The 16,773-nt window shown below is 70.3% G+C and carries 16 protein-coding genes; 8 read left to right on the plus strand and 8 right to left on the minus strand.

Going from position 1 to position 16,773, the window contains the following annotated elements:
- Positions 1 to 9: 9 nt before the first annotated feature.
- The 7 genes from ACZ7PG_RS07935 to ACZ7PG_RS07965 all read right to left on the minus strand — a co-directional run bounded on the left by ACZ7PG_RS07935 (position 10) and on the right by ACZ7PG_RS07965 (position 4,781).
- Positions 10 to 846, minus strand: coding sequence for a hypothetical protein (locus tag ACZ7PG_RS07935; protein ID WP_470238340.1), 837 nt, complete (start codon positions 844 to 846; stop codon positions 10 to 12).
- Positions 843 to 1,331, minus strand: a complete 489-nt coding sequence (locus tag ACZ7PG_RS07940) for a hypothetical protein (RefSeq protein ID WP_470238341.1) — start codon at positions 1,329 to 1,331, stop codon at positions 843 to 845. The genes ACZ7PG_RS07935 and ACZ7PG_RS07940 overlap by 4 nt, the downstream gene beginning before the upstream one ends.
- An 11-nt stretch (positions 1,332 to 1,342) precedes the next feature.
- A complete protein-coding gene (locus tag ACZ7PG_RS07945) occupies positions 1,343 to 2,260 on the minus strand; it encodes a hypothetical protein (protein WP_470238342.1) in 918 nt (305 codons plus the stop codon).
- A 3-nt stretch (positions 2,261 to 2,263) separates the two neighbouring features.
- Entirely contained in the window at positions 2,264 to 2,635 is a 372-nt protein-coding gene (locus tag ACZ7PG_RS07950) for a type VII secretion target (protein WP_470238343.1), read from the minus strand.
- A 66-nt stretch (positions 2,636 to 2,701) separates the two neighbouring features.
- On the minus strand, positions 2,702 to 3,313 hold the full coding sequence (locus tag ACZ7PG_RS07955) for a hypothetical protein (RefSeq protein WP_470238344.1): 612 nt from the start codon (positions 3,311 to 3,313) through the stop codon (positions 2,702 to 2,704).
- Entirely contained in the window at positions 3,313 to 3,723 is a 411-nt protein-coding gene (locus ACZ7PG_RS07960) for a hypothetical protein (RefSeq protein ID WP_470238345.1), read from the minus strand. The genes ACZ7PG_RS07955 and ACZ7PG_RS07960 overlap by 1 nt, the downstream gene beginning before the upstream one ends.
- Positions 3,724 to 3,800: 77 nt before the next feature.
- Positions 3,801 to 4,781: a heme o synthase gene (locus ACZ7PG_RS07965; protein WP_470238346.1), complete on the minus strand. Its 981-nt coding sequence runs from the start codon at positions 4,779 to 4,781 to the stop codon at positions 3,801 to 3,803.
- Between the two features lie 295 nt (positions 4,782 to 5,076).
- On the opposite strand from ACZ7PG_RS07965, the gene tkt reads away from it, so the two are divergent.
- From tkt to pgl, 6 genes are read left to right on the plus strand one after another with little or no spacing between them, the layout of a single operon-like run.
- Positions 5,077 to 7,176, plus strand: a complete 2,100-nt coding sequence (gene tkt, locus ACZ7PG_RS07970; protein ID WP_470238347.1) for a transketolase — start codon at positions 5,077 to 5,079, stop codon at positions 7,174 to 7,176.
- A gap of 11 nt (positions 7,177 to 7,187) precedes the next feature.
- The gene (tal, locus tag ACZ7PG_RS07975; RefSeq protein ID WP_470238348.1) at positions 7,188 to 8,300 is read left to right on the plus strand and encodes a transaldolase; all 1,113 of its coding nucleotides are present in this window, start codon (positions 7,188 to 7,190) and stop codon (positions 8,298 to 8,300) included.
- A 7-nt stretch (positions 8,301 to 8,307) separates the two neighbouring features.
- Positions 8,308 to 9,930, plus strand: a complete 1,623-nt coding sequence (locus tag ACZ7PG_RS07980) for a glucose-6-phosphate isomerase (protein WP_470238349.1) — start codon at positions 8,308 to 8,310, stop codon at positions 9,928 to 9,930.
- On the plus strand, positions 9,927 to 11,450 hold the full coding sequence (zwf, locus tag ACZ7PG_RS07985; RefSeq protein ID WP_470238350.1) for a glucose-6-phosphate dehydrogenase: 1,524 nt from the start codon (positions 9,927 to 9,929) through the stop codon (positions 11,448 to 11,450). The genes ACZ7PG_RS07980 and zwf overlap by 4 nt, the downstream gene beginning before the upstream one ends.
- A complete protein-coding gene (gene opcA, locus ACZ7PG_RS07990) occupies positions 11,447 to 12,472 on the plus strand; it encodes a glucose-6-phosphate dehydrogenase assembly protein OpcA (protein WP_470238351.1) in 1,026 nt (341 codons plus the stop codon). Before zwf ends, opcA begins: the two co-directional genes overlap by 4 nt.
- Positions 12,469 to 13,248, plus strand: a complete 780-nt coding sequence (gene pgl / locus ACZ7PG_RS07995; RefSeq protein WP_470238352.1) for a 6-phosphogluconolactonase — start codon at positions 12,469 to 12,471, stop codon at positions 13,246 to 13,248. The genes opcA and pgl overlap by 4 nt, the downstream gene beginning before the upstream one ends.
- Positions 13,249 to 13,302: 54 nt before the next feature.
- Here the strand turns inward: pgl and ACZ7PG_RS08000 are convergent, their stop codons facing one another.
- A complete protein-coding gene (locus tag ACZ7PG_RS08000) occupies positions 13,303 to 13,866 on the minus strand; it encodes a TetR/AcrR family transcriptional regulator (protein ID WP_470238353.1) in 564 nt (187 codons plus the stop codon).
- Between the two features lie 125 nt (positions 13,867 to 13,991).
- Here ACZ7PG_RS08000 and ACZ7PG_RS08005 point away from each other — a divergent pair, with 125 nt between their 5' ends.
- Positions 13,992 to 15,080, plus strand: a complete 1,089-nt coding sequence (locus ACZ7PG_RS08005; RefSeq protein WP_470238354.1) for an FAD-dependent oxidoreductase — start codon at positions 13,992 to 13,994, stop codon at positions 15,078 to 15,080.
- A gap of 291 nt (positions 15,081 to 15,371) precedes the next feature.
- A complete protein-coding gene (locus tag ACZ7PG_RS08010) occupies positions 15,372 to 16,571 on the plus strand; it encodes a sensor histidine kinase (RefSeq protein ID WP_470238355.1) in 1,200 nt (399 codons plus the stop codon).
- Positions 16,572 to 16,773 lie beyond the last annotated feature (202 nt).

A 16,773-nucleotide genomic window follows, 5' to 3' on the forward strand; every position in this document is an offset into this window, starting at 1 on the left:
GCCCGGGACTCACCCGCTCGAGAGATCGCAGTAGGGGTAGACCTCGGTGCGCGAGTCGTCGGCGGTGGCGGGCGCACCGACGTACGGAACGACCCAGCTCTCCCGTTCCCCCGTGGAACACGGCGGGCTTGCCGGAAACTGCCGCTCGCCACCGAGGTCGTTGCCGTGCACGTCCCGGAACACGATCGGCAGGTCGGCGGGACCGTTGTCGCCCCCGACGATCCGGCCGGTGCGATCGCGGAAGATCACGGTGGTGTCGCGGCTCGTCAGGTTCCGGCAGTTCCCGGACTTCTCCCGATAGTGGATGTCGACGCTGACCGGGTTGTCCGGATAGAACCGCAAGGTGCGGAGGTAGGTCGCGCCGACCGGGGCAAGACCGCCCACCGCGGCGCGCGGCACCCAGGCGCTGGGTCCCACGCCCGCTTCGGCGGCGGCCACCCTCGTGTTCGACCGGTAGGCGCCGGTCCCCGCGCCGATCCGCTGACCCGGCAGGAGGAGGGGGATCTCGATGCTCAGCTCGCCGGCCTTGCCCTCGGGCAACTCGTGGCGCGCGGCGTCGAACAGCCGGAACCGCACGGGAATCCGGTGGGCGACCTCGGTACTGGTGTTCTCCAGGACGGCGCCCAGGCTGACCATCCCGGCTGGGCTCTGGCTGAATCCCTGGTCGACGACCTTGACTCCGCCCGGCGCGGACGCCGGCGCGCCCGCGGGGACACGGTCGGGGATGTCACAGCTGTCGTCCGAGGCGGACCCGCCGGTCCAGGGCAGCTTTCCGCCCGCCACGAAGACGATGGCGCCGAGGAGAACGACGGCGCCGAGCACCGCCAACGCACCGCGCTTGCTCATCCGTAGAACCGCTTCCTGAGAGCACTGACCTTTGCCAGGTACTCCTGGATCAGGACGGTGACGGCCTCCTCGGCGCGCGCCGCGAACTGTTCTTCGGCCAGCTCCCGAACCGTGCCGGGCACGATCTCCACCGACACCTCTTGCATACCCACGCAGGTGAAGGAGATCCGGCCGTCGCTCGACCTCCCACCGGCCTCGATCTTCGACCGTTCGTCGAGGAACTCGTGGTCCCGGCCGTCGCGTGGGGTGATGTCGAGCGCGGATTCCTCGATCGCCGCCCGGTACTGCCGCAGCCAGCCCGCGTAGACCAGGCGCGCCAGAGCCGCCAGGGAGCGCTCCAGTCCCCGTTCGTCGGCGAAGTCGTAGACGCTTTCGCCGAAGGTGATCGTGACGTCCGTCCGGTTGCGCAGTTCGGCCTGGATGTCGGTACCGGGCGCTTGGACACGCACCCGGATGCCGTCGAGCCGGTCGGCGAGTCTTCCCATGGTCACGGTCCTCAGTTCGATTCGCCGACACCGGTGCTGCCGGTGATCTCGCTCTCCGGAACGGAGGCGAGGGCCGGACGGGCGGAGACGAAATACGACGGATTGCCGCCGAACAGTGTCGTGACAGCCGCGATGTGTTTCGCGATCTGCGCCTCTTGGCCCGCGACCACCTGCGTCAGCTGATCGATCGCGGTCTTCATCGAGTTGATGATCTGCAGCGCCGTCTCTCCGCCGCCCTTGGGTGGGTCCGGGACGTTGTCGGGCGGCAGCACCGCCCCGACCTGTGCGGCCGCGCCGATCACCTGCAACGCGAGCGGGGCCGCCGCACCCTCGGTCGCGACGGTCAGGACGGCGGCGGCCGTGGCCCCGATCGAAGACAACACGGTGAAGGTCACGTTCCACGTGTTCTTGTCACAGCACTTGTTGTCGAACGCGTCCATCGTGGCGTGCGCGATCTTGTCGATGTCGTCCCGGGTCTTCGACCACACCGCCTGATGAGCCTCCAGCGCCGCTTTGAGGATCGCCGTGAGGATGAACTGGTTGGCCGAAATCGCCGGGAACGGGTCGAGGAACTTCTGCTTGAACTGCATCGCGGCCTGCCCCGACCAGTCCTGGAGGTAGTCGCTCGCCGTGTGGATCTTCTCCAGCGTGGGGTTGGCCAGGTAGGGGTTCTTGTCGATCGGGTCCTGGTCGATGTGCCCGCCGGACAGGTCGTGCATCGCGGCGGACAGGTCGTCGATCATCGGCTGGTAACCGGCCGGATCGGGAAGGCGGGAGAACGGTTTGAACAGGGGTTCGACCACTTGCTGGTAATAGCCGTCGACACCTTGCCGGGCGTACTCCGGCTCGGCCTCGTGCTCGTCCAAGGCTCGTTTGGTCGCCAGGAACTTGATTTCGCTCGCGTGGGCCATCAGCTCGTCGAAGCTCATGCGTCACCGCCCCGGTGTGGGTTCGCCGCGTTCCGCGATCAGCTTGTGCAGCTGGTCGGCGGCGGTGCGATCGTTCGCCGCGTACATCTCGACGGCCTTGGCCAGCGCGGCGGCGGTGTCGTTCAGGTGGGCCTGGGTGTCCGTCATGAACTTCGTCGCCGCGGTGTGCAGTTCGGTCCAGGCCGCGTGCACCGGCCCCAGCGCACCTCCGCCGAAATGGTCGGGTCGCGTCATCGCGCCGTCCAGCCCGGACCGGGCCTGGCCGTACTTCGCGACGACGTCCCCGTACACCGCGGAAACCGCGGGCAAATCGTCCTTGGCGACCACGAGCATCCGGTAGAGATCGACCGCGAGGTCGACTCCGTGATCAGGCATGGCACCCTCCCCGAGTCAGCCCGACCGTGGAAGTCTCTCACAGTGTTCGCGGGTGCACCGAGAGTTTCAGAAGGTCGACAGGGCGCAGTACGGGTAGACCTCGCTGCCGGCGACGACGACCGGCAGCACCTTCTCCCCCACCGCGCACGACACGCTCGCCGCCGGCAGTGACTCCGCTCCGGTGAGCCGGCCGGCCGGGTCGCGGTGGAGGACCGCCGCGCCTTGGCTGGTCAACGCCCGGCAGTTCGCCGAGTGGTAGCGGACTCCGCCCGGGACCACCGTCGCCGTCACCGGGGTGAAGCCGCCGAGGGACTCCGGGGGCAGCCACGTCGCCGGGCCCGGCTCGGGCCGGTCCAGGGCGATGCCGATCCGCTCCCCCGGCAGCAGCAGCGGCACTTCCCCCGTCCGGGAGCCCGACGTCACCGGGATCCGGTAAGCGGCCAGGGTGCTCGTGTTCTCCAGCACAGCCGCGTCCGGTCCCTGTTCGGCGACCCGCACTACACCGCCGTCCGGGGCCGGGCCGGGAACCGCTGTGATCCGCGACGGAATCGCGCAGGCGGTGCCCAGCAGCGAGTTCGTGTCGAGCGACACCTTCCCGCGGCCGAGGAACGCCAGGAGGCCGAGGACCACGACCGCCGCCAGCACGGCCACGACCCGGTCCTTGCCGAGGCGCGGCATCACGGCTTGCTCGAGCTCGAGACGCTGTAGAGGTCGCCGGCCTGCCCGTAGTACGAGCCCGCGACCACGGAGACCAGGATCTCCGCGTCCGGCTGCCGGTACGTGCGCAGCTCGTCCGGGTCCGACGGGTACGGCACCTCGTCCAGCCGCACGCCGCGCTCGGCGAGCAGCGCGCTGACTTCGGCGAACGGCACCGGGCCGGCGAACGGGCCGTAGCGATCGCGGACCAGGCGGTTGATCATCTCGGGGTCGCGGTACCGGAGCCGGTGGGCCTGGACCGAGAAGTGGGTCCCCACCCACGGGTGCCCAGGACCGGGCCGCTGCCAGAAGAACTCGGCCAGGCCGTGGTCGCGCCCCAGCGTGTGCTTCGAAGGGTTGTCGCCGTAGTCGTCGCCCAGCAGCGAAGCCACCCGCTCGGGTGACCACGTGTGGTCGGCCCCGAGGACGGTGCCCGACTCGATGACGTCGGCGAAGAACTCCGCCGGGCTCAGAACGGCAGGCCGAGGGTGGGCAGGCCGATGGCCGAGTCGACCGCCAGCGCCACGAACACGATCATCAGGTACGTGTTCGACCGGTGGAACAGCGACATCGGCTTCGTCTCTTCACCACGCCGCACCGCTGCCTGCAGGCTGTGCGCGTAGAAGAGGAACCAGCCGCCCGCGAGGATCGCGAACGAGCCGTACAGCCACGACGTCACCGGGAGCAGCAGCAGCGTCCAGGCCACCATCACCCACGAGTAGATGACGATCTGCTTGGCGACGTGCTCGGCCGTCGCCACGACCGGGAGCATCGGGACGCCCGCGCGCTCGTAGTCGTCGCGGTACTTCATGCCCAGCGCCCACGTGTGCGGCGGTGTCCAGAAGAAGATGACGCCGAACATCACGAACGCCGGCCACTGCACGGTGCCGGTGACGGCCGCCCAGCCGATGACGACCGGCATGCAGCCCGCCGCGCCGCCCCAGACCACGTTCTGCGACGTGCGCCGCTTCAGCCCCAGCGTGTAGACGAAGATGTAGAAGAGGATCGTCGCGACGGCGAGGATCGCCGACAGCATGTTGACCGTGAAGTAGAGCACCACGGCCGAGGCGACGCCCATGACCAAGCCGAAGATCAGCGCGCCGCGCCGCGGCACCGAGTCCTTCACCAGCGGACGGCGCTTCGTGCGGTTCATCACCTTGTCGATGTCCGCGTCGATCACGCAGTTGAGCGCGTTCGCGCTGCCCGCGGCCATCGTCCCGCCGACCAGCGTGGCCAGTACCAGCCACGGCGAGGGGATCTGACGGCCGGCGAGGAACATCGCCGGGATGGTGGTCACCAGGAGGAGCTCGATCACCCGCGGCTTCGCGAGTGCGGCGTAGGCGCCGACGACCTGGCGCACGCTTCGCCGGTCACCGTGCGGTCGCTCACCGGTCGGGTGCACGGCGCTGGTGTCGTCACTGCGTCCGTGCGCAGCGTTCACCAACGACATTTCACTCCCTGTGTCAGGTTCGGGGCGGGCCCGAGGACCGGAGGCGTGTGGTGCCGCTGAAAACCGCCGGTCTGAACCCTCGAACGATGTTAGACGTGGTGAATCCCGTGGGTGATCGCGGGTCTGGAACGGGTCCAAGCACTAGGCTGGCCGGGTCGGGCCGCGATTGCCCCTGCGCACGGCCGCGAGCAGGAATATCGTCCCTTCGGGATCGATTGAGATAGATGTCCGTGCGCACGGGTAACCGGAACGAGGAAGACCAGCCGCAACCATCATGACCGGGAGTTGGAGTTCAGTGTCCGAAACCGCCCCTACCAGCGAGAACAACCCACTCCTCCGGCGTAACGTCCCCGCCGACTGGACCGACACCGACACCCGCGCCGTGGACACCGTCCGGGTGCTCGCCGCGGACGCGGTCGAGAACTGTGGCAGCGGCCACCCCGGTACCGCGATGAGCCTGGCCCCGCTCGCCTACACGCTGTTCCAGCGCACGCTGCGGCACGACCCGAACGACCAGAACTGGCCGGGCCGCGACCGCTTCGTGCTGTCGGCCGGGCACTCGAGCCTGACGCTCTACATCCAGCTGTACCTCGCCGGCTACGGCCTCGAGCTCGAGGACCTCAAGCAGCTGCGCAAGTGGGGCTCGAAGACCCCGGGGCACCCGGAGTACCGCCACACCGACGGCGTCGAGACCACCACCGGCCCGCTCGGGCAGGGCCTGGCGAACGCCGTGGGCATGGCGATGGCCGCCCGCCGCGAGCGCGGCCTGCTGGACCCGGACACCGCGCCCGGCGAGAGCATCTTCGACCACTACATCTACGCGATCGCGTCCGACGGCGACATCGAAGAGGGCGTCACGGCCGAGGCGTCGTCGATCGCCGGCCGCCAGGAGCTGGGGAACCTGATCGTCTTCTGGGACGACAACAAGATCTCCATCGAGGACGACACGAACATCGCCCTTTCGGAGGACACGGTCGCGCGCTACGAGGCCTACGGGTGGCACACCCAGGTCGTCGAGGGTGGCGAGGACGTCGTCGCGATCGAGGAGGCCATCAAGAACGCGAAGGCCGAGACCGGCCGCCCGTCGTTCATCGCGGTGAAGACCGTGATCGGCTACCCGGCCCCGAAGAAGATGGGCACCGGCAAGGCGCACGGCGCCGCGCTGGGCGCCGAAGAGGTCGCCGCGGTCAAGAAGATCCTCGGCTTCGACCCGGAGCAGTCGTTCCAGGTCGAGGACGACGTGATCAAGCACACCCGCCAGGCGCTCGACCGCGGCAAGGCCGCGCACGCCGAGTGGGCCGAGAAGTTCGAGGCGTGGGGCAAGGCCAACCCGGAGCGCAAGAAGCTCGCGGACCGGATGTCCACCCGCACGCTGCCCGAGGGCTTCGCCGACAACCTCCCGAAGTGGGAGCCGGACGCCAAGGGCGTCGCCACCCGCAAGGCCTCCGGTGAGGTGCTCAACGCGCTCGCCGAGCCCCTGCCGGAGCTGTGGGGCGGGTCCGCGGACCTCGCGGAGAGCAACAACACCACGATGAAGGGCGCCGACTCGTTCGGCCCGGAGAAGGCTTCCACGGACATGTGGAAGACCAGCCCGTACGGCCGGACGCTGCACTTCGGCATCCGCGAGCACGCCATGGGCTCGATCCTCAACGGGATCGCGCTGCACGGCGGCACCCGCCCGTACGGCGCGACGTTCCTGATCTTCTCCGACTACATGCGCCCGCCGGTCCGGCTGGCCGCGCTGATGAAGGCGCCGGTCACCTACGTGTGGACGCACGACTCGATCGGCCTCGGCGAGGACGGGCCGACGCACCAGCCGATCGAGCAGCTCTCCGCGCTGCGCGCGATCCCGGGCCTCAACGTCGTCCGCCCGGCGGACGCCAACGAGACCGCGTACGCGTGGAAGGCCGTGCTGGAGGACATCCACCACCCGTCCGGCCTGGCGCTCACCCGCCAGAACGTGCCGGTGCTCGAGGGCACCAGCGCCGAGGGTGTCGCCAAGGGCGGGTACGTGCTCGCTGATTCGGACGGCACCCCGGACGTCGTGCTGATCGGCACCGGCTCCGAGGTCCAGCTCGCCGTCGAGGCGAAGAAGGTCCTCGAGGCCGACGGCGTCAAGGCGCGCGTCGTCTCGATGCCGTGCGTCGAGTGGTTCGACGCGCAGGACGCGGCCTACCGCGAATCCGTCATCCCGGCCGGTGTGAAGGCGCGCGTGTCCGTCGAGGCGGGCATCGCCCAGTCGTGGCACCGCTTCACCGGTGACGCCGGGGTGAACGTTTCGATCGAGCACTTCGGCGCCTCCGCCGATGCCGCCACACTGTTCCGTGAGTTCGGTTTCACCACGGAGGCAGTCGTCGACGCGGCCCGCCGCTCGATCGCCAACACCAAGAACTGAGAGGGACATAGATGAGCAACGACAAGCTCGCGCAGCTGTCCGCGGCCGGTGTTTCGATCTGGCTGGACGACCTCTCGCGCGAACGCCTGACCACCGGCAACCTCGCGAGCCTGATCCGCGACAAGCACGTCGTCGGCGTGACGACCAACCCGACGATCTTCGCCAACGCGATGTCCAAGGGTGACGCCTACGACGAGCGGACGAAGGAGCTCGCCGCCCAGGGCGCCGACGTCGAGGCGACCATCCGCGACCTGACCACGACCGACGTGCGCAACGCCGCGGACCTGTTCCGCGACGTCTACACCGCCACGAACGGCGTCGACGGCCGCGTGTCGATCGAGGTCGACCCGCGCCTGGCCAAGGACACCGACAAGACGGTGGCCGAGGCCCAGGACCTGTGGAAGACCGTCGACCGGCCGAACACGCTGATCAAGATCCCGGCCACCGAAGAGGGCCTGCCGGCGATCACCCGCACGCTCGCCGAGGGCATCAGCGTCAACGTCACGCTGATCTTCTCCGTCGAGCGCTACAAGAAGGTCATCGAGGCCTACTTCGCCGGTCTGGAGCAGGCGAAGGCCAACGGCCACGACCTGCGCGGCATCCACTCGGTGGCGTCGTTCTTCGTGTCCCGTGTGGACACCGAGATCGACAAGCGCCTGGAGGCCATCGGCTCGGACGAGGCGCTGGCCCTGCGCGGCAAGGCGGCCGTCGCCAACGCCCGGCTCGCCTACGCGGCCTTCGAGGAGCTGTCGGCCACGGACCGCTGGAAGGCCCTCGCGGCCGACGGTGCGAACGCGCAGCGCCCCCTCTGGGCCTCCACCGGCGTCAAGAACCCGGACTACTCCCCCACGCTCTACGTCGACCAGCTCGTGGTGAAGGACACCGTCAACACGATGCCGGAGAAGACCATGGACGCGGTCGCCGAGCACGCCGAGATCACCGGTGACCAGGTCTCCGGTCGCGGCGCCGAGGCGCAGGAGGTCTTCGACAAGCTCTCCGCCGTGGGCATCGACATCCCGGACGTGTTCGTCGTCCTGGAGAACGAGGGCGTCGAGAAGTTCGAGAAGTCCTGGACGGAACTGCTCGAGACCGTGAACGGCCAGCTCGAAAAGGCGAAGGGCTGAAGCACGAATGACGACAGGCGAAAAGACCGGCGTCGAGATCGTGGACGCCGAACTGGCGGAGCGCGCCGCGCCGCTGGCCGAGCGGCTGGTCGCCGACCAGGCCGCGTCGAAGCTGGCGGCCAAGGACGCCACGCTGTGGGGGCCGGACGCCGAATCCGAGGCGTCGATCCGGCTGTCGTGGACGACGCTGCACAAGTCGTCCCGGCCGCTGATCGGCGAGATCGAGGCGCTGCGGACCGAACTGCGGTCCGAGGGCGTCGACCGCGTGGTGCTGGCCGGCATGGGCGGCTCGTCGCTGGCGCCGGAGGTGATCACCGCCACCGACGGCGTCGCGCTGACCGTGCTCGACACCACCGATCCCGGCCAGGTCGCCGACGCGCTGGCCGGTGACCTCGAGCGCACGGTGATCGTGGTGTCGTCGAAGTCGGGCGGCACCGTCGAGACCGACAGCCACCGGCGGATCTTCGCGAAGGCGTTCACCGACGCGGGGATCGACGCGGCCCGGCGGATCGTGGTCGTCACCGACCCGGGCTCGCCGTTCCAGGAACTGTCCGAAAAGGAGGGTTACCGCAAGACCTTCCTCGCCGACCCGCACGTCGGCGGCCGCTACTCGGCGCTGACCGCGTTCGGGCTCGTCCCGGCCGGCCTCGCCGGCGCGGACGTCGCCCGGCTGCTCGACCAGGCCGCTTCGGTGGCCGAAGAGCTCGGCGCCGACGACGCGGCCAACCCGGCGGTCAAGCTGGCCGCCGCGTGGGCCGCCGCGCACGAAGCGGGCGCGGAGAAGCTCGTGCTGGCCGACTCCGGCTCCGGCATCAAGGGCTTCCCCGACTGGGCCGAGCAGCTGATCGCGGAGTCCACCGGCAAGCAGGGCACCGGGTTGCTGCCGGTCGCCGTCGAAGGCACCGAGGCGCCCGGCTTCGCCGACGCGAAGTCCGACGCCACCCCGGTCGCCATCGGCAGCCCGAAGGGGGCGGCGAAGATCGCCGTCACCGGCTCGCTCGGCGCGCAGATGCTGCTCTGGGAGTTCGCGACGGCGCTCGCCGGCCGGCTGCTCGGGATCAACCCGTTCGACCAGCCCGACGTCGAAGCCGCGAAGAAGGCGGCGCGTGCGCTGCTGGACGACCCGGAGAAGCTGAAGGGCGGCGAGACGGCGTCCAATGTGGACGGACCGGTCGAGATCTTCGGCAGCGACGGGGTGTCCACCGACGGCAGCCTGACCGACGTGCTCCGCGCGTTCTTCGCTTCGGCGCCGGACGCGGGCTACATCGCGGTTCAGGCTTACCTCGACCGCCTCGAAGACGCGTCGACGGCGCTGCTGCGCGGCGAGATCGCCAAGCGCACCGGCCTGCAGACGACGTTCGGCTGGGGCCCGCGGTTCCTGCACTCCACCGGCCAGTACCACAAGGGCGGGCACCAGAACGGCGTGTTCCTGCAGCTCACCGGCGCCGTCGAGCAGGACCTCGACGTGCCGGACCGGCCCTACACTCTCGGCCAGCTGCAGCACGCGCAGGCACTGGGCGACGGGCAGGTGCTCGCCGAGCACGGCCGCCCGGTGCTGCGCCTGCACCTGACCGACCGGGCCGCGGGCCTCGCGGCCGTCGTCCGCGCGGTACAGGAGGTCGGCGCATGACCTGGACCAATCCCCTTCGCGATCCGCGGGACAAGCGGCTCCCGCGCATCGCCGGGCCGTCCAGCCTGGTGATCTTCGGGGTCACCGGCGACCTGGCCCGCAAGAAGCTGATGCCCGCCATCTACGACCTGGCCAACCGCGGGCTGCTGCCCGCCGGCTTCTCGCTCGTCGGGTTCGCCCGGCGCGACTGGGAGCACCAGGACTTCGGCGAGCTCGTGCACGACTCGGTCAAGGCGCACGCACGGACGCCGTTCAAGGAGTCGGTGTGGAACCGGCTCGCCGAAGGCATCCGGTTCGTGCAGGGCACCTTCGACGACGACGACGCCTTCGACCGGCTCGCGCAGACGGTCAAGGACCTCGACAAGGAACGCGGCACCGGCGGCAACACCGCGTTCTACCTGTCGATCCCGCCCGGCGCGTTCCCGGTGGTGACCAAGCAGCTGGCCCGTTCCGGGCTGGCCAACGCGGACGAGAACACCTGGCGCCGCGTGGTCATCGAGAAGCCGTTCGGCCACGACCTCAAGAGCGCCGAAGAGCTGAACGCGATCGTCAACGACGTCTTCCCCGAGGAGTCGGTGTTCCGCATCGACCACTACCTCGGCAAGGAGACGGTCCAGAACATCCTGGCGCTGCGCTTCGCGAACCAGCTGTTCGAGCCGATCTGGAACGCCAACTACGTCGACCACGTGCAGATCACCATGGCCGAGGACATCGGCCTCGGCGGTCGCGCGGGCTACTACGACGGCATCGGCGCGGCCCGCGACGTCATCCAGAACCACCTGCTGCAGCTGCTTGCCTTCACCGCGATGGAGGAGCCGCTGTCGTTCGACCCGCGGGCCCTGCGCGCGGAGAAGATCAAAGTGCTCTCGGGCACCAAACCCCTGGAGCCGCTGGACAAGACGACCGCGCGCGGCCAGTACGCGGGCGGCTGGCAGGGCGGCACGAAGGTGCCCGGCCTGCTGCAGGAAGAGGGCTTCGCGAAGGACTCGAAGACCGAAACCTACGCGGCCGTGACGCTCGAGGTGCAGAGCCGCCGATGGGCCGGGGTGCCGTTCTACCTGCGCACCGGCAAGCGGCTCGGCCGCCGCGTCACCGAGATCGCCGTCGTGTTCAAGCGGGCGCCGCACCTGCCGTTCGACTCGACGTCGACCGAGGAGCTGGGGCAGAACGCCCTGGTCATCCGCGTGCAGCCGGACGAGGGCATCACGCTGCGGTTCGGCTCGAAGGTGCCGGGGACCACGATGGAGGTCCGCGACGTCACGATGGACTTCGGCTACGGGCACGCGTTCACCGAGTCCTCCCCCGAGGCCTACGAACGCCTGATCCTCGACGTCCTGCTCGGCGAGCCGTCGCTGTTCCCGGTGAACGAAGAGGTCGAGCTCTCCTGGAAGATCCTCGACCCGATCCTGGAGAACTGGGCCAAGGAAGGGTCGCCGGAGCAGTACCCGCCGGGCACCTGGGGCCCGCCGTCCGCCGACGAAATGCTGGAGCGCACCGGCCGCAAATGGAGGCGCCCGTGATCATCGACCTGCCGTCCACCACGACTTCGGCGTTGAACAAGAAGCTGGTGGAGATCCGCGAACAGGGCGGCCAAGTCGCGCTCGGCCGGGTCCTGACGCTGGTGATCGTCGCCGACGACGACTCCAAGCTCGAGGAGGCGATCGAGGCGGCCAACGGCGCGAGCCGTGAGCACCCGTCGCGGGTGATCGTGGTCGCCAAGGGCGCCCGCACGGCGGCTCCGCGCATCGACGGCCAGATCCGGGTCGGCGGCGACGCCGGCGCGAGCGAGGTCATCGTGCTGCGCCTGTACGGCCCGCTGGCCGCGCAGGGCCAGAGCGCGGTCGTGCCGTTGCTGCTGCCGGACGCGCCGATCGTCACCTGGTGGCCCAGCGCCGGCCCGAAGGACCCGGACAAGGACCCGCTCGGTGAGCTGGCCCAGCGCCGGATCACCGACTCGGCCGCGGAGAAGAGCCCGGTCAAGGCGCTGACCACGCGGGCCAAGGCCTACACGGCCGGCGACACCGATCTGGCCTGGACGCGGCTGACGCACTGGCGAGCCCAGCTCGTCTCCGCGCTGGACCTGCCGCCGTACGAGAAGATCAGCGGCGCGACGGTGACCGGCGAGGCCGACTCGCCGTCGACCGAGCTGCTGGCCGCGTGGCTGGCCGAGTACCTGAAGGTGCCGGTCAAGCGGGTCAAGAGCTCGGGTGCGGCCGGGATCATCTCGGTGACGCTGGACCGGCGTTCGGGCGCGGTGGAGCTGCACCGGCCGGACGGCCGCGTCGGCACGCTGACCCAGCCGGGCCAGCCGACCCGGCGGATCGCCCTGCAGCGGCGCAGCACCCAGGACTGCCTGATCGAGGAGCTGCGGCGGCTCGACCCGGACGAGGTCTACGAGGCGGCGCTGCACGGCCTGGGCAAGATCACGTCCGGCACCAACGGCAAGACGGGCGCGCCGGCGAAGGCCGACGTCACGTCTCCGGCCGCGGCGGCCGCTTCGGCACCTTCGAAGGCGACGGCTTCGGCGAAGGCCAAGAAATGAGCAAGACCGAGGTCGTCGTCTACGCGAACCAGGACCTGCTGGCGGCCGCGGCGGCCGCCCGGCTGGTCACGCGGCTGGTGGACGTCCAGGCGGCCAAGGGCTCGGCGTCGCTGGTGCTCACCGGCGGCGGCACCGGGATCGCGGTGCTGTCGGAGCTGCGGGCGTCGTCGGCCCGGGACGCGATCGACTGGTCCCGCTTGGACATCTACTGGGGCGACGAGCGGTTCGTCCCGGCGGACTCGGACGAGCGGAACGAGAAGCAGGCCCGCGAGGCGCTGCTGGACCACGTGCCGCTGGACCCGAAGCGGATCTACGCGATGGCGCCGTCGGACGGCGAGTTCGGCGACGACGTGGACGCGGCGGCCGCGGCGTACGCGGACGTGCTGGCGTCGAACGCGGGGCCGGAGGACCACGGCGACGTGCCGTCGTTCGACATCATGCTGCTGGGTCTCGGCGGCGAAGGGCACACCGCGTCGGTGTTCCCGGAGTCGCCGGCGGTGTACGAGACCGAGCGTTCGGTGGTGGCGGTGCGCAACTGCCCCAAGCCCCCGCCGACGCGGATTTCGCTGACGCTGCCGGCGATCCGCCAGGCTCGCGACATCTGGCTGATGACCGCCGGCGAGGCGAAGGCGGACGCGGTGGCGCTGGCGTTGTCCGGCGCCGGCGAGGTCCAGCTGCCGGTGGCCGGAGCCCGCGGGCACCGGCGGACGCTGTGGCTGCTGGACCGTGCCGCCGCTGGGAAGCTGACAAAGGTGTACCAGCCGCCCACGGCTTGAGCCGGTTTTTTTGGAGGCCCCCTGCTCCGGCAGGGGGCCTCCGTCGTTTTCGGGCTACTTCACCCGCCAGCCGCGGCCCAGGTTGCCGAAGATCTCCTCCGCGGCCGTTCTCGGGTTCTCCGCGCCCACGATCAGCTCTCGCGACGCCAGGGCGAACCGCGCCAGGGACGCGCACGAGACGTCGCCCTCGGGTGCGTTCATCTCCTCGGCGATCGCTTGGGCCAGCGCCGTCTCGTGGCGCATCCACATGCGGCGGCCGTAGTCGCGCAGCACCGGGGTGCTCTCGATCAGCCGGAAGAATTCGGGGCTCGGGCCGCCGTCGGCGCTGTCGCGCAGCATGTGCTCGCGCAGGGCGTCCACGATCGTGTGGCCCGGTGGCCGGCCGCGCACCGCTTCGACCAGGGCCGCCTCGATGTCGTCGTCCTGGTCGAACAGCAGCGCTTCCTTGCTGGGGAAGTACTTGAACAGTGTCGTCACCGAGACGTCGGCGGCGTCCGCGACGTCCTTCACCCCGACCTCGTCGTAGCCGCGTTCGAGGAACAGCTCCAGCGCGGCGTCGGCCAGCGCCTGGCGGGTCTGCGCCTTCTTGCGCTCGCGGCGCCCGATCACTTCGGTCATGCCCGCAGCCTACGTGATGGTGGACTCACTTCAAAAGTTTAGTCGTTGCACTTTTTGAGTCACTGTGCTTTTCTGGCTTCAGGCCGCCGGACGAACCGGGGGCACCGAACTTCCAGGGGGAAGTCATGAACTCCATCGCCATCGTCGGCGCCGGCCTGGGCGGACTCGCCTGCGCCCGCGTCCTCCAGCTCCACGGCCTCGACGTCACCGTCTTCGAACAGGAGGCCTCGGCCGGCGCCCGGGCCCAGGGCGGCACGCTCGACCTGCACGGCGACACCGGCCAGGTCGCCCTCCGCACCGCCGGCCTGCACGACGGGTTCCGCCGGCTCGCCCGTCCCGAAGGCCAGCAGATGCGCGCGCTCGACCCGCTGAGCGCCGAAGTCGTCATGGACGAGGTCCCCGAAGAGGGCGACGACTTCCGTCCCGAGATCGACCGCGGTCAGCTCCGCGGGCTCCTCCTCGAGTCGCTCTCCCCCGGCACCGTCCGCTGGGGACGCCCGATCACCGAGGTCGCCCCCGGCCGCCTGACGTTCGGCGACGGCAGCTCGGCGGACTTCGACCTGGTCGTCGGCGCGGACGGCGCGTGGTCGCGCGTCCGCCGGACCCTCACCCGCGTCCGGCCCGAGTACAGCGGCGTGACGTTCGTCGAGCTCGGCCTCGACGACGCCGACCGCCGTCACCCGGCACTGGCCGCGCTGACCGGCCAGGGCACGATGATGACGAAGGTCGACGGGAAGGCGCTCGTCGCCCAGCGCAACAGCAACGGCCACATCCGCTGCTACGCGATGTTCTACGCGCCCGAGGACTGGGCGGCCGACCTCGACTTCGCTGACACCTCGGCGGTGCGCGCGCACCTGATGGAGCGCTTCGCCGGCTGGCACCCGAGCCTGCTCCGGTTCCTGCACGACGTCGACGGCGGGTTCACGCACCGCCCGCTGCACGTCCTCCCGGTGCCGCACGCCTGGACCCACACGCCCGGGCTCACGCTGCTCGGCGACGCCGCGCACCTGATGCCACCGCTGGGCGTCGGCGCGAACCTGGCCCTGCTGGACGGCACCGAGCTCGCCACCGCGCTGGCGACCGCGGCGAGCGTCGACGAAGCCGTCCGGACGTACGAGGCCGGGATGCTGCCGCGGTCGATCGAGACGGCGAAGGCGTGCGCCACCGGCCTGCACGACCTGCTCAGCGACGACCTCAGGTCGATGGCGGCGTGACGGCCTACCGCCGGGCGGCCACACGTGGGTAACATGATTCCCACGATGTGGTCGTCCCGGTACACAATGGGGAGCAGGTCTCCCACTCTCGGTAGCGCCCCTCCGCGGCTTTCGCCCGGACGGAGCAGCCGACTGCGGAATTCGGACGCCGGAACTCCGGCAACGGGTGAAACTTACCGTCTTTCTACGCGACCTCGTTAGCATCCGCACATTTGTCCGTTGCTGCGCGTCCCGATCGGGCCCTGAGCGCCTCTCACCATCAAGTCCACAAGACGAATGGGGTCGCCAGCGATGAGTACAGAGGGACTCTCGATTCCAGGCATCTCGATCGCCGGCTCGGGGCCATCGGCCGCCGAGCGGGTGCGCAAGCGCGGACTGAGCCTGTTCGGCTCGGTGCCCCGGCCCGCCGTGGTCACGTTCGCCATCGAGGCGGCCGCGGTCATCCTGGCCGTGCTCGACGTCTGGCTGGTGATCCCCGAGAAGGCCCAGCCCTACTCGATCTGGCTGTCCGGCGCCGCGTGCCTCGCGGTGGTGTTCCGCCGGAAGTTCCCGTTCCTCGCCGTGCTCGTCGCGGTCCCCGGCTTCCTGGCCGGCTGGGCGCAGCTCGCGTCGATGATCACGCTCGGCATGCTCGCCACCCGCCGCCAGCTGCACTGGCAGGTGTGGGTCGGCGCGGCGCTGGTGTGGTGCTGCCGGTTCGTGCAGTGGCCGCTGGAGGACTTCGCCGAGCTCAGCTGGCGCGAGCACATCCTCGACGGCATCTACGGCGTGCTCGTCGCGGGCATGCCGATCGCGATCGGCCTGCTCATCGGAGCGCGGGCCGAGGTTTCGAACAAGCTCGCCGAGCTGGCCACGAGCCGCGACCGCGAGCGCCGCTTCCACGCCGACGCCGTCCGCGCCGAGGAGCGCGCGAGGCTGGCGCGCGAGATGCACGACGTCGTCTCGCACCAGATCACGCTGATCGCGATGCAGGCCGGAGCGCTGCAGGCCCAGACGGCCGACAACCACGCGCAGGAGACCGCGCAGGTCATCCGCACGCTGTCGAAGCGAACGCTGGAGGAGCTGCGGTCGTTGCTGAGCGTGCTGCGAGCGGGCGCGGACGACGACGGCCCCCGCCCCGGCATCAACGACCTCGACCGGCTGATCCGGACGTCGGAGGTCCCGGTGCACCTGTCGGTGGAGCACCTGCCGGAGGCCCTGCCGAACCAGGTGTCGGCGGCGGCGTACCGCACGGTCCAGGAGTGCCTGACGAACGTCCACAAACACGCCCCGGGCGCGACGGCGACGATCCGCATCCAGGGTGAGCACGGAGCACTCAAGATCGAGGTCCGCAACGAGCGCGCCCGCCGGGCGGGCGAGGTGCTGCCCTCGGGCGGGCACGGGCTGACGGGGCTGGCGGAGCGTGCTCGCCTGCTGGGCGGGAGCTTCGAGACGTCCGGCATGGAGGACGGCGGGTTCCGGGTGCGGGCCCGGTACCCGCTGGATCGCTGAGGGCGGCCTTCCGGCCCCCGGTATCCATTTTACCGGCGGGGGCTGACGATTTCGGATTTGTAGGAGCCGCGAACGGCGGTTTCCGGGCCGTAGCGGTCTGGAAACAGCCGTTCGCGGCTTTCTTGGCGCTGAATTGTCGGTGCCCGCCGGTAGCGTGGAAATCGGGGGCGGCCGCCGCCCGGGCGCGCGAAAAGCCACCCCG

This window comes from Amycolatopsis sp. NPDC114504 (assembly GCF_055633595.1).